The 14,204-nt window shown below is 73.7% G+C and carries 12 protein-coding genes and 1 rRNA gene; 4 read left to right on the forward strand and 9 right to left on the reverse strand.

Annotated elements, in window-relative coordinates:
• Positions 1 to 8 precede the first annotated feature (8 nt).
• The 4 genes from ABD652_RS12160 (at position 9) to hutI (ending at position 5,120) form a co-directional block, all read left to right on the forward strand.
• Positions 9 to 1,346 carry a YjiH family protein gene (locus ABD652_RS12160; protein WP_344721728.1) on the forward strand — a complete coding sequence of 446 codons (1,338 nt, stop codon included), beginning with the start codon at positions 9 to 11 and terminating at the stop codon, positions 1,344 to 1,346.
• Positions 1,343 to 2,665: an allantoate amidohydrolase gene (locus ABD652_RS12165; protein ID WP_344721730.1), complete on the forward strand. Its 1,323-nt coding sequence runs from the start codon at positions 1,343 to 1,345 to the stop codon at positions 2,663 to 2,665. Before ABD652_RS12160 ends, ABD652_RS12165 begins: the two co-directional genes overlap by 4 nt.
• Positions 2,662 to 3,885 (forward strand): formimidoylglutamate deiminase, encoded by a 1,224-nt coding sequence (locus tag ABD652_RS12170; protein ID WP_344721732.1) that lies wholly within the window; start codon positions 2,662 to 2,664, stop codon positions 3,883 to 3,885. Before ABD652_RS12165 ends, ABD652_RS12170 begins: the two co-directional genes overlap by 4 nt.
• Before the next feature lie 74 nt (positions 3,886 to 3,959).
• On the forward strand, positions 3,960 to 5,120 hold the full coding sequence (gene hutI, locus ABD652_RS12175; RefSeq protein WP_344721750.1) for an imidazolonepropionase: 1,161 nt from the start codon (positions 3,960 to 3,962) through the stop codon (positions 5,118 to 5,120).
• A gap of 53 nt (positions 5,121 to 5,173) precedes the next feature.
• Here hutI and ABD652_RS12180 read toward each other — a convergent pair whose 3' ends face one another.
• From ABD652_RS12180 to rrf, 9 genes are all read right to left on the reverse strand, one after another.
• Positions 5,174 to 6,331 (reverse strand): site-specific tyrosine recombinase XerD, encoded by a 1,158-nt coding sequence (locus tag ABD652_RS12180; protein WP_344721734.1) that lies wholly within the window; start codon positions 6,329 to 6,331, stop codon positions 5,174 to 5,176.
• Positions 6,332 to 6,345: 14 nt separating this feature from the next.
• On the reverse strand, positions 6,346 to 8,040 hold the full coding sequence (gene pyrG, locus ABD652_RS12185; protein ID WP_344721752.1) for a CTP synthase: 1,695 nt from the start codon (positions 8,038 to 8,040) through the stop codon (positions 6,346 to 6,348).
• A gap of 36 nt (positions 8,041 to 8,076) precedes the next feature.
• Positions 8,077 to 9,873 (reverse strand): DNA repair protein RecN, encoded by a 1,797-nt coding sequence (gene recN, locus ABD652_RS12190; RefSeq protein ID WP_344721736.1) that lies wholly within the window; start codon positions 9,871 to 9,873, stop codon positions 8,077 to 8,079.
• The gene (locus tag ABD652_RS12195; protein ID WP_344721738.1) at positions 9,870 to 10,931 is read right to left on the reverse strand and encodes an NAD kinase; all 1,062 of its coding nucleotides are present in this window, start codon (positions 10,929 to 10,931) and stop codon (positions 9,870 to 9,872) included. Before ABD652_RS12195 ends, recN begins: the two co-directional genes overlap by 4 nt.
• A 38-nt stretch (positions 10,932 to 10,969) precedes the next feature.
• Entirely contained in the window at positions 10,970 to 11,797 is an 828-nt protein-coding gene (locus ABD652_RS12200) for a TlyA family RNA methyltransferase (RefSeq protein WP_344721740.1), read from the reverse strand.
• 5 nt (positions 11,798 to 11,802) lie between these two features.
• The gene (locus ABD652_RS12205; protein WP_344721742.1) at positions 11,803 to 11,955 is read right to left on the reverse strand and encodes a hypothetical protein; all 153 of its coding nucleotides are present in this window, start codon (positions 11,953 to 11,955) and stop codon (positions 11,803 to 11,805) included.
• Positions 11,952 to 12,767: an HAD-IIA family hydrolase gene (locus tag ABD652_RS12210; RefSeq protein WP_344721744.1), complete on the reverse strand. Its 816-nt coding sequence runs from the start codon at positions 12,765 to 12,767 to the stop codon at positions 11,952 to 11,954. The genes ABD652_RS12205 and ABD652_RS12210 overlap by 4 nt, the downstream gene beginning before the upstream one ends.
• Positions 12,764 to 13,714, reverse strand: coding sequence for a tetratricopeptide repeat protein (locus ABD652_RS12215; protein WP_344721746.1), 951 nt, complete (start codon positions 13,712 to 13,714; stop codon positions 12,764 to 12,766). The genes ABD652_RS12210 and ABD652_RS12215 overlap by 4 nt, the downstream gene beginning before the upstream one ends.
• 240 nt (positions 13,715 to 13,954) lie before the next feature.
• Positions 13,955 to 14,071: ribosomal RNA gene (rrf, locus tag ABD652_RS12220) — 5S ribosomal RNA — on the reverse strand.
• Between the last annotated feature and the right edge of the window lie 133 nt (positions 14,072 to 14,204).

A 14,204-nucleotide genomic window follows, 5' to 3' on the forward strand; every position in this document is an offset into this window, starting at 1 on the left:
ACGGATCCATGGACAGCACCGCCCCGCAGACGGCGCGGACCGCCGAAGCCCCTCGCGGCCGCTGGAGGTTCTTCCTCTACAGCGCGATCGGCCTCGTCATGTTCTTCGTGCCGGTCACCGCCGCCGGCACGACGACCATCCCGCTGGACCACCTGGTTACCGCGCTGGAGGAGGCCCTGGGCGCGGCAGCGCGCTACGTGGCCCTGGCGATCATCCTGGCCGGCACGATCCGGCCCTTCGTCACCGGGCAGTGGCGGGCCTCGCCGGTGCGGACGGTCTTCGCGTTCCTGAACATCGTGGGGCTGACCGCCGGCACCATGCTGGTGCTCGGCGTCGGACCGGCGTTCCTGCTGGCCCCCGACCTCGGCCCGTTCCTCTACAACGCGCTGGTCATCCCGGTGGGGCTGCTGGTGCCGGTGGGCGCGATCTTCCTCGCGCTGCTGGTCGGCTTCGGCCTCATGGAGTACCTCGGCGTGCTGATGCAGCCGGTGATGCGCCCGCTGTGGCGCACGCCGGGCCGCTCGGCCATCGACGCGGTGGCCTCCTTCGTCGGCAGCTATTCGCTGGGCCTGCTGATCACCGACCGGGTCTACGCCTCGGGCCGCTACACCGGCCGCGAGGCCGCGATCATCGCCACCGGCTTCTCCACAGTCTCGGCGACCTTCATGGTCGTCGTCGCCCGCACGCTGGAGCTGATGCACCTGTGGCTCTGGTACTTCTTCCTCACCCTGGTGGTGACCTACCTCGTCACCGCGATCGTGGTGCGGATCCCGCCGACCAGCCGCATCGCCGACGACTGCCTCCCCGGCGTCGAGCCGCGCCCGGAACAGCGGATCACCGCCTCGCGGACGGCGGCCGCCTGGCGGGCCGCCGGCGAGGCGCTGGCCGAGGCGGACTCGCTGCCCCGCAGCCTCTGGTCCAGCTTCCTGGACGGACTGCGGATGGCGATGCAGATCCTGCCCTCGATCATGTCGGTCGGACTCATCGGGCTGACGCTGGCGCTGCACACGCCGGTCTTCGACTGGCTGGGATACCTCTTCCTGCCGGTCACCTGGGCCGTGCAGCTGCCGGACCCGCACCTGGCCGCGAGCGCCGCCGCCGTCGGAGTGGCCGAGATGTTCCTGCCGGCGACGATGGTCGCCGGCCACGAGTCCGAGCTGCTGCGCCTGGTCATCGGCGTGCTCTCGGTCTCGGCGATCATCTTCTTCTCCGCGCTGGTGCCGTCGGTGCTGGCCACCCGCATCCCCGTGACGATCTGGCAGATGGTCATCATCTGGATCGAACGGGTCATCCTCACCCTGCTCATCGCCACACCGCTGGCCGCTCTGATCCTAGGAATCGCATGACTCCCACCCCCATTCCCCCGCCCTCCGAGGCCCCCTCCCCGACGACGGTGAACTCCCTGCTGGCGGCCATCGCCGACGTCGGCGCCGACCCGCGCCGCGGCGGCTACAGCCGCCCGGTCTGGTCCGACGCCGAGCGCGAGCTGCGCAGCTGGTTCCTCGCCGAGGCCGCCGCCCGGGGCCTGGAGACCACCACCGACGCCAACGGTGTCCTCTGGGCCTGGTGGGACCTGCCGGCGGCACGCCGCGGCGGCTCGCTGGAGGCCTCCCGCGCCGACGCGGTGGTCACCGGCTCGCATCTGGACTCGGTGCCCGGCGGCGGCGCCTTCGACGGCCCGCTCGGCGTGGCCTCGGCCCTGGCCGCCCTCGACCAGCTGGTCGCCCGCGAGGCCGCCGGCGCCCTGCACCGCCAGCGCGCCCTGGCGCTGGCGGTCTTCCCCGAGGAGGAGGGCTCCCGCTTCGGCGTCGCCTGCCTGGGGTCGAGGCTGCTCAGCGGGGCCATCGACCCGGAGCGCGCCCTGGCGCTCACCGACGCCGAGGGCATCACCCTGGGCGAGGCGGCCGAGCGCAACGGCCTCGACCCGCGACGGATGGGCCCCGATCCGGCGGCGCTGCAGAGCATCGGCCGCTTCGTCGAGCTGCACGTCGAACAGGGCCGAGGACTCGACGGCCCCGAGCACAGCGGGCCCGGATCCGCAGGGCCGGCCCTGGCAGTGGGATCCACTGTGCTCGGCCACGGCCGCTGGCGGCTGAGCTTCCGCGGCCAGGGCAATCACGCCGGCACCACGCTCATGCAGGACCGCGCCGATCCGATGGTCGCCGCGGCCGAGACGGTGCTGGCCGTCCGCCGGCTGGCCGCCGCCCGCCCCGACGCCCGTGCGACGGTCGGGCGGATCTCCCCGATCCCCGGCGGCACCAACGTCATCGCCTCCCGCGTGGACCTGTGGATGGACGTCCGGCACGCCGAGGACGAGGTCACCGCCGCGCTGGTGGCCGAGATCGCCGACTCCGCCCGCGCCCATGCCGCCGCCGAGGGGTGCACCGGCGAGCTCGTCGAGGAGTCGCTGAGCGGCACAGTGCACTTCGATCCGCAGCTGGCCGCCACGCTCTCCGGCGCGGTCCGCCGCACCGCCCCCGCGGCCCCGCTGCTGGCCACCGGCGCCGGCCACGACGCCGGGGTGCTGGCCGCCCGCGTGCCCACCGGGATGATCCACGTGCGCAATCCCACCGGCATCAGCCACGCGCCCGAGGAGCACGTCGAGGACGACGACGCGGCCGCCGGCGTCCTCGCCCTGGCCGACGCCCTGGAGGAGCTGCTGTGACCCTCACCGTCGAGGCCCCCGTCAACGCGCACTCGCACGCCTTCCACCGACTGCTGCGCGGACGCACCCACGCCGGCGCCGACGGCGCGCCGGCCGACTTCTGGCGCTGGCGGGAGCAGATGTACCGCCTCGCCGGCGCGCTGACCCCGGAGAGCATGGAGCGGCTGGCCACCGCCGTCTACGCCGAGATGGCCGTCGCCGGCTGGACGGCGGTCGGCGAGTTCCACTATCTGCACCACGCCCCCGACGGCGCCGCCTACCCGGACCACGCCATGGAGCGTGCGCTGGCCCGCGCCGCCCGGGCCGCCGGGATCCGCCTGGTGCTGCTGGACACCTGCTACCTGCAGGGCGGCCTCTCCCCCGAGGGCCGGCCGCTGCCGCTGGGCGAGGTCCAGCGCCGCTACGCCGACGGCGACGTCGCCGCCTGGGCCTCCCGATGGGCGTCGTTGGAGGACGCCCTGGCCGAAGAGGACGGCGGCGCCGGGCTGGTGTCGCTGGGCGCGGCGGTGCACTCGCTGCGCGCCGTGGACTCCGGCCAGCTCGCCGAGCTGGCCGACTGGGCCGCGGACCGCCCGCAGGTGCCGCTGCATGTCCACCTCTCCGAGCAGCCGGCCGAGAACGCCGCCGTGCAGGCCGCCCACGGGCTCAGCCCCGCCGCACTGCTGCACTCGCATCAGCTGCTCTCCGAACGTCTCTCGGCGGTGCACGCCACGCATCTCACCGAGACCGACATCGGGCTGCTGGGCCGGACCGGCTCGACAGTCGTGATGTGCCCGACGACCGAGGCCGACCTCGGCGACGGCATCGGACCGGCCCGCGAGCTCGCCGACGCCGGAGCCTCCATCGCGCTGGGCTCCGACCAGCACGTGGTCCTGGACCCGCTGGTGGAGATGCGCGCGATGGAGCACGGCGAGCGGCTGCGCACCGGGCGCCGCGGCCGTTTCAGTCCCGCGGCGCTGCGCACCGCGGCCGTGGCCGCCGGCCGTCGCAGCCTCGGGATCTCCGCCGCCGCGGCCGAGGACGTGATCGAGCTCGACGACTCCTCGATGCGCACGATCGGCTCGGATCCCGGTCAGCTGCCCATGACGGCCACCGCCGCCGACGTCGTCGCGGTCACCGTCGCCGGCGAGCGCATCGCCGGCGACGGCGTCCACGAGCGCCTCGGCGACCCGGCCGAGCTGTACCAGTCCCTGTTCGCCCACCACCCGGAGCTGCGATGAACCCCCTGCCGAACACCGTCCCCGCCCGCACCCAGAGCACCGCCGACAGCACCGCCGCCGCGCGGCCCGGCTCGATGCTGATCACCGGCATCTCCGAGCTGACCACCCAGGACGCCGAGCATCGCGTGCTGCACGGCGCGGCCGTGCTCGTCGAGGGAGACCGCATCGCCTGGATCGGGCCCGCCGAGCAGGCCCCGGCCGCCGAGGCCGTCCACGACCTGGGCGGCCGGGCGGTGCTGCCCGGCTGGGTCGACTCGCACACCCATCTGGTCTTCGCCGGCGACCGCGGCGCCGAGTTCGAGGCGCGCATGGCCGGCGAGGCCTACAGCGCCGGCGGCATCGGCGTGACCATGGAGACCACCCGCGGCGCCGACGACGCCGCGCTGGCCGCCCTCGTCGCCTCCCGCGTGCAGGACGCCGTCGACGGGGGCACGACCTTCCTGGAGACCAAGACCGGCTACGGGCTCTCCGTCGAGGAGGAGGCCCGCCACGCGCGGATCGCCGCCGAGGCCGTCGACGCGGTGACCTTCCTCGGCGCGCATCTGGTCCCGCCCGGCGCCGACGCCGCCGAGTACCTCGACCAGGTCCGCGGCCCGATGCTGGAGGCGGTGCGGCCCCATGTGCAGTGGGCCGACGTCTTCTGCGAGCGCGGGGCCTTCGACGCCGAGGCCTCCCGCCGGGTGTTGCAGGACTGTGCCGCGGCCGGACTCGGGCTGCGGGTCCACGGCAATCAGCTCGGCCCCGGCCCCGGCGTGCGGCTGGCGGTGGAGCTCGGCGCGGCCAGCGTCGACCACGTCAATCACCTCGACGACGCCGACGTCGAGGCGCTGGCCGGCAGCTGGGCGGGCGAGGGGGCCGGCACAGTGGCCACCTGCCTGCCCGCCTGCGACCTGTCCACCCGGCAGCCGCTGGCCCCGGCGCGCCGGCTGCTCGACGCCGGCGTCGAGGTCGCGCTGGCCTCGAACTGCAACCCGGGGACCAGCTACACGACCTCGATGTCCTTCTGCGTCTCCACTGCGGTGCTGCAGATGGGGCTGAGCCTGCACGAGGCGGTCCGCGCGGCGACCGTCGGCGGCGCCCGGGCGCTGCGCGTCGACGACGAAGTCGGCTCCCTCGAGGTCGGCAAGCGCGCCGACCTGCACGTCCTCGACGCTCCGGCGGCGATCCATCTGGCCTATCGCCCCGGGATGCCGCTGACCCACGCGGTCTGGCGCGCCGGCCGCCGCGCGGCCTGAGGCGGCACCGCCGACGGTGCGGCCGGTCGGGACCGCGGTCCCGCGGCGCGTGCTCAGCGCGCCCGCGGGTGGGCGGCCAGGTAGCTCTCCTGCAGAGACTCGGCGGTGACCTTCGTATAGATCTGCGTGGTGGTCACCGAGGCGTGGCCGAGCATCTCCTGGACCAGCCGGATGCCGGCGCCGCCGGAGAGCATATGCGTCGCGCAGGAGTGGCGCAGCGTGTGCGGCGAGATCTCGCCGTCGATCTCCGCGGCGGCGGCGTGACGCTGCAGGATCGTCCAGGCCGACTGGCGGGAGAGTCGCCCGCCGCGGGCGTTGAGGAACAGCGCCGGCGACCCCGCGGGCGAGGACGCCGAGGAGCTGCGCCGCCGCGCGGCCGCCTCGACCAGGGCCGGCCGCCCGGCCGAGAGGTAGTCGCCGACCGCCCGCTGGGCGAAGGTCCCCACCGGGACCACGCGCTGCTTGTCGCCCTTGCCCGTCACCCGGACGACGATCAGCCCGTCGGGCGGTCCCGGCCGCTCGTCCGGACCGTCGGCCGGATCCTCGTCCGGACCGTCGACCGCGCCGTCGCCGGAGGTCTCTGCACCGGCTGCGGCGCGGACCTCGTGCAGGTCGTCGACGTCGAGGCTGACCGCCTCGCTGATCCGCGCACCGGTGGCGTAGAGGAACTCCAGCAGCGCCCGGTCCCGCAGGCCCAGCGGCGTGGCAGGGTTCGGCGCCTCCAGCAGGCGCCGGACCTGCTCGACGGTCAGCGCCTTGGGCAGCGACTGGCGCGGCTTGGGCGCGCTGACGTGCCGAGCGGGATCGTCGACGGTGCGGCCCTCCAGCGCCCACCAGCGGTGCAGGCCGCGGACGGCGGCCAGCGTGCGGGCGATGGAGGACTGCGCCATCGGCGAGCCGCCGTCGTCGCCGGTGCTCAGCGCCTGGACGAAGGAGGCCACCAGTCCCTCGTCGATCGCGGCCGGGTCCTCGACGCCGGCGTCGAGCAGGTGGGCACCGTAGCGGGTGAGATCACGCCGGTAGGAGGCCAGCGTGTTGGCCGAGGAGCCGCGCTCGATCCGCAGATGGGTGAGATACTCGCCGATCTGCCGGCCGATCGGCGTCTCGGGGACCTGCTCCAGCCGACGACGGCGCCGGCGGGACTCCTCCTGCGCGGAGGAGTCCCCGGCGGCGTCGGCCGTCGAGGCCTCGGCCGTCGACGCATCGACCATGGACGCCGCCGGGCTCAGCCGCGCCGGGCCAGGCCCGCGCCGATCAGTCCGGCGAAGAGCGGGTGGGCGTCGGTCGGCCGCGACTTCAGCTCCGGGTGGGCCTGGGTGGCGACATAGTAGGGGTGCTGGTCGGCCGGCAGCTCGACGAACTCGACGAGCTGACCGTCCGGCGAGGTGCCGGAGACGACGAGGCCGGCGTCGGTCAGCTGCTCGCGGTAGGCGTTGTTCACCTCGTAGCGGTGCCGGTGGCGCTCGGTGACCTGGGTGGCGCCGTAGGCCTGCGCGACGACCGAGTCCTCGGCGAGCACCGCCTCGTAGGAGCCCAGCCGCATGGTGCCGCCCAGGTCGCCGTCGCCGGCGACGATGTCCTCCTGCTCGGCCATCGTGGCGATGACCGGGTAGGCGGTGTCCGGGTCGAACTCGGTGGAGCTGGCCTCGGGCAGCCCCACCACGTCGCGGGCGTACTCCATGACCATGGTCTGCAGCCCCAGGCAGAGGCCCAGCGTCGGGATGCCGTGCTCACGGGCATGGCGCAGCGCGCCGATCTTGCCGTCCAGGCCGCGGATGCCGAAGCCGCCGGGCACGCAGATCGCGTCGACGCCGGCCAGCGCCTTGGCCGCGCCCTCCTCGGAGGCGCAGAGGTCCGAGGCCACCCAGCGGATCTTCGTCTTCGCCCGGTGGGCGAAGCCGCCGGCGCGCAGCGCCTCGGTGACCGAGAGGTAGGCGTCGGGCAGGTCGATGTACTTGCCGACCAGGGCCACCTCGACCTCGTGGTCGGGATGGTGGACGACCTCGAGCAGATCATTCCACGTCGACCAGTCGACGTCCTGGAACTTCAGGCCGATCTTCTGCACCACGTAGGCGTCGATGCCCTGCTTGTGCAGGATGCGCGGGATGTCGTAGATGCTCGGCGCGTCGGGGCAGTTGATCACCGCGTCCTCGTCGACGTCGCACATCCGCGAGATCTTGCCGCGCACGTCCTGCGGCAGCTCGCGCGCCGAGCGCAGCACGATGCCGTCGGGCTGGATGCCCAGCGAGCGCAGCGCCGCCACCGAATGCTGGGTCGGCTTGGTCTTCAGCTCCTGGCTGGGCCCGATGTAGGGCACCAGCGAGACGTGCAGGAAGTAGGCGTTCTCCCGGCCGATGTCCTGGCGGATCTGGCGGGCTGCCTCGAGGAACGGCTGCGATTCGATGTCGCCGACGGTGCCGCCGATCTCGGTGATGATCACGTCGGGCGCCTCGCGGCCGTCCGCCGGCTCGGCGGGCAGCCGCATGCGGCGCTTGATCTCGTCGGTGATGTGCGGGATGACCTGGACGGTGTCGCCGAGGTAGTCGCCGCGCCGCTCGCGCTCGATCACCGAGGAGTAGATCTGCCCGGTGGTCACGTTGTTCAGGCCGTCGAGGTTCTCGTCGAGGAAGCGCTCGTAGTGGCCGATGTCGAGGTCGGTCTCAGCACCGTCCTCGGTGACGAAGACCTCGCCGTGCTGGAAGGGGTTCATCGTGCCCGGATCCACGTTCAGGTAGGGATCGAGCTTCTGCATGACCACCGAGAGGCCCCGTGCACGGAGCAGATGCCCCAACGAGGAGGCGGTCAGACCCTTGCCGAGGGAGGAGACCACACCCCCGGTCACGAAGATCTGGCGGGTCTGGTCGGGACTGGTCTGATTCCGGGAACTTGTTCGCTGCGCCACGGAGTTCGATCGTATCAGGCCGCAGCACCCGGGAATAGTCGGGGAGCGTCCGCGTCAGCCGGAGACCGGCTGTCCGGCGCTCTCCAGCAGCTCCTGGGCGTGCGCCCGGGCGGACTCGGAGTCCTCCTGGCCGGCGAGCATGCGGGCCAGCTCGGCCACCCGCTCCCCGTCGTCGAGGGCGTGGACGTCGCTGGCGGTGAAGGCTCCGGCGTCGCCGTCGGTCTCCGCCGAGGATTTGAACACGCGGATGTGGCGCTGGGCGTGCGCGGCGACCTGCGGCAGGTGGGTGACCACGATGACCTGCACATGCTCGGCCAGCATGGCCAGCCGACGGCCGATCTGCACTGCGGCCTTGCCGCCGACGCCGGCGTCGACCTCGTCGAAGATGAAGGTCCCGGCCGAGTCGTGGGCGGAGAGGACGACCTCCAGGGCCAGCATCACCCGGGAGAGCTCGCCGCCGGAGGCTCCCTTGCCCAGCGGCAACGGGTCCGCGCCGACATGCGGGGCCAGCAGCATCGACACCGAGTCGGCGCCGTGCGGGCCCAGGTCCTCGGTCTCGGCGACGTCGACGACGAGCCGCGCCTGCGGCATCGCCAGCGCCGCCAGCTCCTCGCCGACGGCGGCCGAGAGCCGCTCCCCGGCCTCGGCGCGGCGGGCGCGCAGCTCGGCGGCCTGCTCGCGCAGCGCGGCCTCCTCCTCGGTGATCCGCGCCTGCAGCTCCTCGATCCGGTCGGCGTCGGAGTGCAGCACCGCGAGCCGGGCGCGGGACTCCCCGGCCCAGGCGAGCACCGCGTCGACGTCGGGGCCGTAGAGCCGGGTCAGCCGGTCCAGCTCGGCGCGACGCTGGTGGACCTCGGCCAGCCGTTCCGGCCCCGACTCGTCGAGGCTGGCGGCGTGGACGCCCAGCTGCGAGGCGGCGTCGTTGAGCAGCGAGGAGACCGAGCCGATCTGCTCGTGGACGGAGGCCAGCTCCCGGTCCTGGTCGGCGACGGCGGCCAGCGCCTGCGCCGCCGTCTCGACCAGCGCGACCGCGTTGGGCTCGTCGCCGACGGATTCGGCGGCGTCCGGGCCCGACAGCGCGGTCTGCGCGACCCGGGCGGCCTCGCGCAGCTCCTCGACGTTCTCCAGGGTCATCGCCTCGGCCTTGAGCTCCTCGTCCTCGCCGGACTGCGGGGCGACCTCATCGATGCGCTCCAGCGCCTGCTGCAGCTGCTCGGCCTCCAGCCGGCGCTGCCGTTCGTTCGCGGTGATCTCCTCCAGCTCGGCCCGCTGGTCCAGCCAGCGGCGGTGCCGCCGGCGGTAGGCCTCGGCCAGCCCGGCGAACTCCTCGCCGGCGTAGGCGTCCAGCGCTCGGCGCTGGGCGGCCGGGGACTTCAGCCGCAGCTGGTCGGTCTGGCCGTGGACGGTGACCAGCGAGGAGCCGATCTCCCCGAGCAGCGAGACCGGCACGCCACGGCCGCTGACCGTCGCCCGGCTGCGTCCCTTGGCGCTGACGGCCCGGCCGAGCAGCAGCGAGGTCTCGGTCCGTGTCGCGGCGTCGCCGTCGTCCCCTGTGCCGTCGGCCGCGGCATCGGCCGCGCCGTCGTCGTCGAGCCAGGCCCCGGCCTCGCGGGCCAGACGGACCGAGCGGTGGGTCGAGTCGGTGGCCACCTCGGCGTCGACGGCGGCCTTGGCCGCCCCGCTGCGCACTGCCGAGGCCTCCGCGCGGGCGCCCAGCAGCAGGCCCAGCGCGGTGACGACCATCGTCTTGCCCGCTCCGGTCTCGCCGGTGACGACGTTGAACCCGGGATGGAGCTCGAGCTCGGCGCGCTCGATGACGCCCAGGTCGCTGATGGTGACGTGCTCGATCACTGACCGTCCTCCTTCTGTGCCGCGTCGTGGCGCAGCGTGCCGCGCTCGGTGGCCATCTCGGCGCCGATCGGATGACTGGTGGGGTCGACGGTCCGCGTGCCGGCGACGCCGTCGTCCTCCGGGCGGACCTCCGAGGCCACGGGACCGCGCCAGCCGCTGGTGGGCAGATTGAACTTGTCGACGAGCCGCTCGGAGAAGGGCGTCTGGTTCACCCGGGCCAGGCGCACCGGCTCGGCCGAGCGGGTGACCTCCACGCGGGAGCCGGCCGGCAGGTCGACCGACCGACGGCCGTCGCACCAGAGCACCGCCTCCTCGTCCTCGTGCTGGAGGATCTCCACAGCCATCACCGAATCGGGGTCGACGACCAGCGGCCGGGCGAAGAGCGCATGGGCGGAGATCGGCACCATCACCAGCGCCTCGACCTCGGGCCAGACGACCGGCCCGCCGGCGGAGAAGGCATAGGCGGTCGAACCGGTCGGCGTCGCCATGACCACGCCGTCGCAGCCGAAGGCCGAGACCGGGCTGCCGTCGATGTCGACGACCAGATCGATCATCCGCTCGCGGGACTTCTTCTCGATGCTGGCCTCGTTCAGCGCCCAGGAGCTGGCGACCTGCTCACCCTCGCGCCAGATCCGGACGTCGATCGCCATGCGCCGCTCGACGGTGTAGTCGTGGTCGACCACCCATTGCACGGAGGAGTCGAGCTCCGTGCGCTCGGACTCGGCGAGGAAGCCGATGTGCCCGAGGTTCACGCCCATCAGGGGCAGATCGGCGCCGCGGACGAGCTCGGCGGCGCGCAGGATCGAGCCGTCGCCGCCGAGGACCATCCCGACTTCGCACTGCGCCAGGGTGATGTCGCGGCCGACGACGGCCAGCGGCACGCGGTTCAGCCGCTCGCCGACGAGGACCTGCAGCCGGTCGACGTCGCGGGCGAGCAGCGCCGGGGTCAGCCCGGCGGCGTGCAGCCGCTCGACGACGGAGACGGCGGCGTCGACGGCGTCCCGACGGCCGGTGTGGGCCAGCACGAGCACCGCACGGCTGCTCTCGGCCTGGGACATGGCACCTCCTGCGTGGTCGACGCCCGCGAGCCGCGGGATCAGTCCCGGTAGTCGATGTGGTCGATCCGTTCCAGCCTATCCGCCGCCGCCGACTCGGCGTCGGCGATGTCCGCGGCCGCGCCGTCGTGGCATCGGCCGGGCGCGCGCAGACGGAGGAAGAACTCCCGGTTGCCGTCCTGCCCGGGCAGCGGGGAACGATGCGCCGAGACCAGCCGCAGGCCGGCCTCCTCGCAGGCGGCGACGACGCCGGCGACGGCCTGGCGGCGCAGCTGCGGGCTGCTGACCACGCCGGTGCGCGCGAGCCGCTCGCGGCCGACTTCGAACTGCGGCTTGACCATCAGCAGCAGCTCCGCACCGGCGGCGGCCTGGGCCGCCAGCGCCGGCACGATCAGCCGCAGCGAGATGAAGGACAGGTCGGCGACGATCAGCTCGAAGGGCTCGCCGAGCTCGCCGGGCTCCAGGTGCCGGAGGTTCAGTCCTTCGACGGAGGTCACCCGCGGGTGCTCGCGCAGCGCGGCGGCGAGCTGGTCGTGGCCGACGTCGACGGCCACGACTGCGGACGCCTCGCGGGCGAGCAGCACCTGGGTGAAGCCGCCCGTGGAGGCGCCGGCGTCGAGGCAGCGTCTGCCGCGCGGGTCGACCTCGGGGCAGACGGTCAGCGCGCCGAGCAGCTTATGCGCGGCACGACTGACCCAGGGGTCGTCGTCGACCTCGAGGCGCGCGGCCTCGGTGACCTTGGCGGCGGCCTTGCGGACAGTGCGACCGTCGACGCGGACGAGGCCCTCGGCGACGAGCTGAGCGGCGCGCGAGCGGCTGGCGACCAGATGCTCCTCGACCAGGGCGCGGTCCAGACGACGCGAGCCCATCGCGCTCAGTCCCGGCCGGCGGCGTCCAGCCGCCGGCTCAGCTCGCCGTGCAGCTCCTCGGCCCGGCCGATCTCGGCCTCCAGCTCCTCGAGATCCAGCTCCGCCGCGACCTGGCCGGTGGACGCCTCGCTCGGCACCGGCTGCTCCTCGCCGCTCATGCGCGGCTCCCCGCCGCTTCGACCGCGAAGAGGCCGGCCAGCGTCTCGAGGATGAGATGCGGCCGCTGCTCGTCGTCGGCCGCGGCCGCCGTCTCGGCGGAGTCGATGCCGGTGAGCACCAGCGCGGCGGTGCACCCGGCGCGCCGCGCGCCCAGGATGTCGGTGTCGAGCCGGTCGCCGATCATCAGCGGCCGCTGCAGGCCCAGCGCGGAGACCGCGCGGGTGAACAGCACCGGCTCCGGCTTGCCGGCGGCGGCGGGGAGGGTGCCGGTGGCCCGGGAGACCGCCTCGACGAGCGCCCCGTTGCCGGGGGCGATCCCGCGGCCCCGGGGGATCGTCAGGTCCAGGTTCGTGGCGAACCAGCGTGCGCCGGCGGCGACGGCGTAGGCCGTCTCGGCGAGATCGCTCCACCCGAGCTCCGGGCTGAAGCCCTGCAGCACGGCGGCCGGTCGATCCTCTGCGTCCGCGGCGACGGTGAAGCCGGCCTCGGCGACGCGGGTGCGCAGGAAGTCGCTGCCGGTCACCAGCACTGTCGCGCCCTGCGGGATCTCGGCGGCCATCAGCGCCACGCCGGCGTCGGCGGAGCCGAAGACCTGCTCGGCGGAGGCCGTCATGCCCAAGGCGGTCAGGTGTTCGGCGATCGTCTCCGGGGACCGCGAGGCGTTGTTGGTGATGAATGCGTACGGGATCTCGCGCTCACGCAGCTCCGCCAGCGCCTCGACTGCGCCCGGCACGGCCGCGTCGCCGGCATAGAGGACGCCGTCGAGATCGAAGAGCACCCCGTCGTGCGCATCGATCAGCGCCGGGTTCATGCCTGCTCCTCCGCCGTCGGCGGCTCCTGTCCAGCCTGCGGCTCGCCCGCCGCGGGACGCTCGGCGCGCGACCCGTCCAGCAGATCCTTGACCTTGGGCACCTCGGCCGGTGTGTCGTCGAAATCCATGATCTCCGGGTCGGCGAAGGCGCCGGAGCCGAGGGCGCGCTCGGCGACGAACGCCCGCTCGTGCCACTGGGCGGACTCCTCAGTGCGGCCGAGACTCTCCAGCGCCTCGCCGTAGGCAGTGAACAGCCGGGGCGAGAAGCTGAAGGCGCGGTCCCTGCGCAGCTCGGGGACCTCCAGCGCGCGGGCCGCCGAGGCGTGGTCGCCGAGATCCTGATGGGCGCCGGCGACCACGATCGCCAGCTCGGCGCGGACCGCGCCGGAGAGCTGACGAGCCTCGGCGGACTCCCCCAACTCGACGGCCTTCTGCGGACGGCCGAGACCGCGTTCGCAGTCGGCCTGCACCGGCAGATGCGTCTGGTCTCCGCTGATCCGGCGATAGGTGCGCAGCTCGCGCAGCGCCTCGGCGAAGTCCTCGGCCGCATAGGCGCACAGCCCGACCGCCTCCCGCACCACGGCCAGCCGACCGCCCCGGCGGGAGGCCGCCAGGGCGTGCTCCAGCGCCAGGTCCGGGTCGACGTCGACGAGCCGGCCGGCCATCACCAGATGCTTGGAGACCCACTTGCGGTTCTCTCCGTTGAGCGTGCCGAGCTGCCCGGCGGCCTCCTTGTCGAGCTCCTTGCCGGAGACGTCCTCGTCGATCTCCGGCGACCGGGGACGATCCGGTCGATCGGAACGACGGTGGTCGCCGCGCTGCTCGGTGCGCCGTTCCCCCGCACGTCGTTGGCCGTCGCGGCCGGTGCCGCGATCGCCGTCGGACGGACGACGATCGTCGGGGCGCCGTGCGGCGGAACGGCGGTCTCGAGAAGACTCTGCGGGCATAACTCTGGTGCTCTCCTTGCGAAGCCGGTGCGTGATGCCTCCCCAGGATACCCGGTGACCTCGTCGGGCTCATCGACGAAGCCCGACGCCGGGTACGCCTCCGGACAGGCGTGGACGGCGGAGCCTCGGACGCCCGGGGCATCCGCGTCTCCGCCGGGGCTGAGGCCGCCCCGCGACACGACAAGAGCCCCGGAAGCGATCACCATCGATCGCCTCACGGGGCTCTTGTCTTCAAAGGGTGTCCGGCGGTGACCTACTCTCCCACACGCTTCCGCATGCAGTACCATCGGCGCAATGGGTCTTAGCTTCCGGGTTCGGTATGGGACCGGGCGTTTCCCCCACGCTATGACCGCCGTAACTCTAACCACCACACACCCCTCAACACGAGGGGCAGGGCGAGTCACACGAACAACCACCACACACACGGTGGCTGCCAAAAATCACTGCTCTATACCATTATCCAACACACCACCCACACCCCCACCAACAA

The organism is Nesterenkonia halobia (assembly GCF_039536005.1).
GTDB classification, from domain to species: domain Bacteria; phylum Actinomycetota; class Actinomycetes; order Actinomycetales; family Micrococcaceae; genus Nesterenkonia; species Nesterenkonia halobia.

Excerpts from the sequence above, each read along its gene's own strand:
- ABD652_RS12160 (WP_344721728.1), top strand. The coding sequence starts at position 9 with ATGGACAGCACCGCCCCGCAGACGGCGCGGACCGCCGAAGCCCCTCGC.
- ABD652_RS12165 (WP_344721730.1), top strand. The coding sequence starts at position 1,343 with ATGACTCCCACCCCCATTCCCCCGCCCTCCGAGGCCCCCTCCCCGACG.
- hutI (WP_344721750.1), top strand. The coding sequence starts at position 3,960 with ATGCTGATCACCGGCATCTCCGAGCTGACCACCCAGGACGCCGAGCAT.
- ABD652_RS12180 (WP_344721734.1), bottom strand. The coding sequence starts at position 6,331 with ATGGTCGATGCGTCGACGGCCGAGGCCTCGACGGCCGACGCCGCCGGG.
- ABD652_RS12195 (WP_344721738.1), bottom strand. The coding sequence starts at position 10,931 with ATGTCCCAGGCCGAGAGCAGCCGTGCGGTGCTCGTGCTGGCCCACACC.
- ABD652_RS12200 (WP_344721740.1), bottom strand. The coding sequence starts at position 11,797 with ATGGGCTCGCGTCGTCTGGACCGCGCCCTGGTCGAGGAGCATCTGGTC.
- ABD652_RS12205 (WP_344721742.1), bottom strand. The coding sequence starts at position 11,955 with ATGAGCGGCGAGGAGCAGCCGGTGCCGAGCGAGGCGTCCACCGGCCAG.
- ABD652_RS12210 (WP_344721744.1), bottom strand. The coding sequence starts at position 12,767 with ATGAACCCGGCGCTGATCGATGCGCACGACGGGGTGCTCTTCGATCTC.
- ABD652_RS12215 (WP_344721746.1), bottom strand. The coding sequence starts at position 13,714 with ATGCCCGCAGAGTCTTCTCGAGACCGCCGTTCCGCCGCACGGCGCCCC.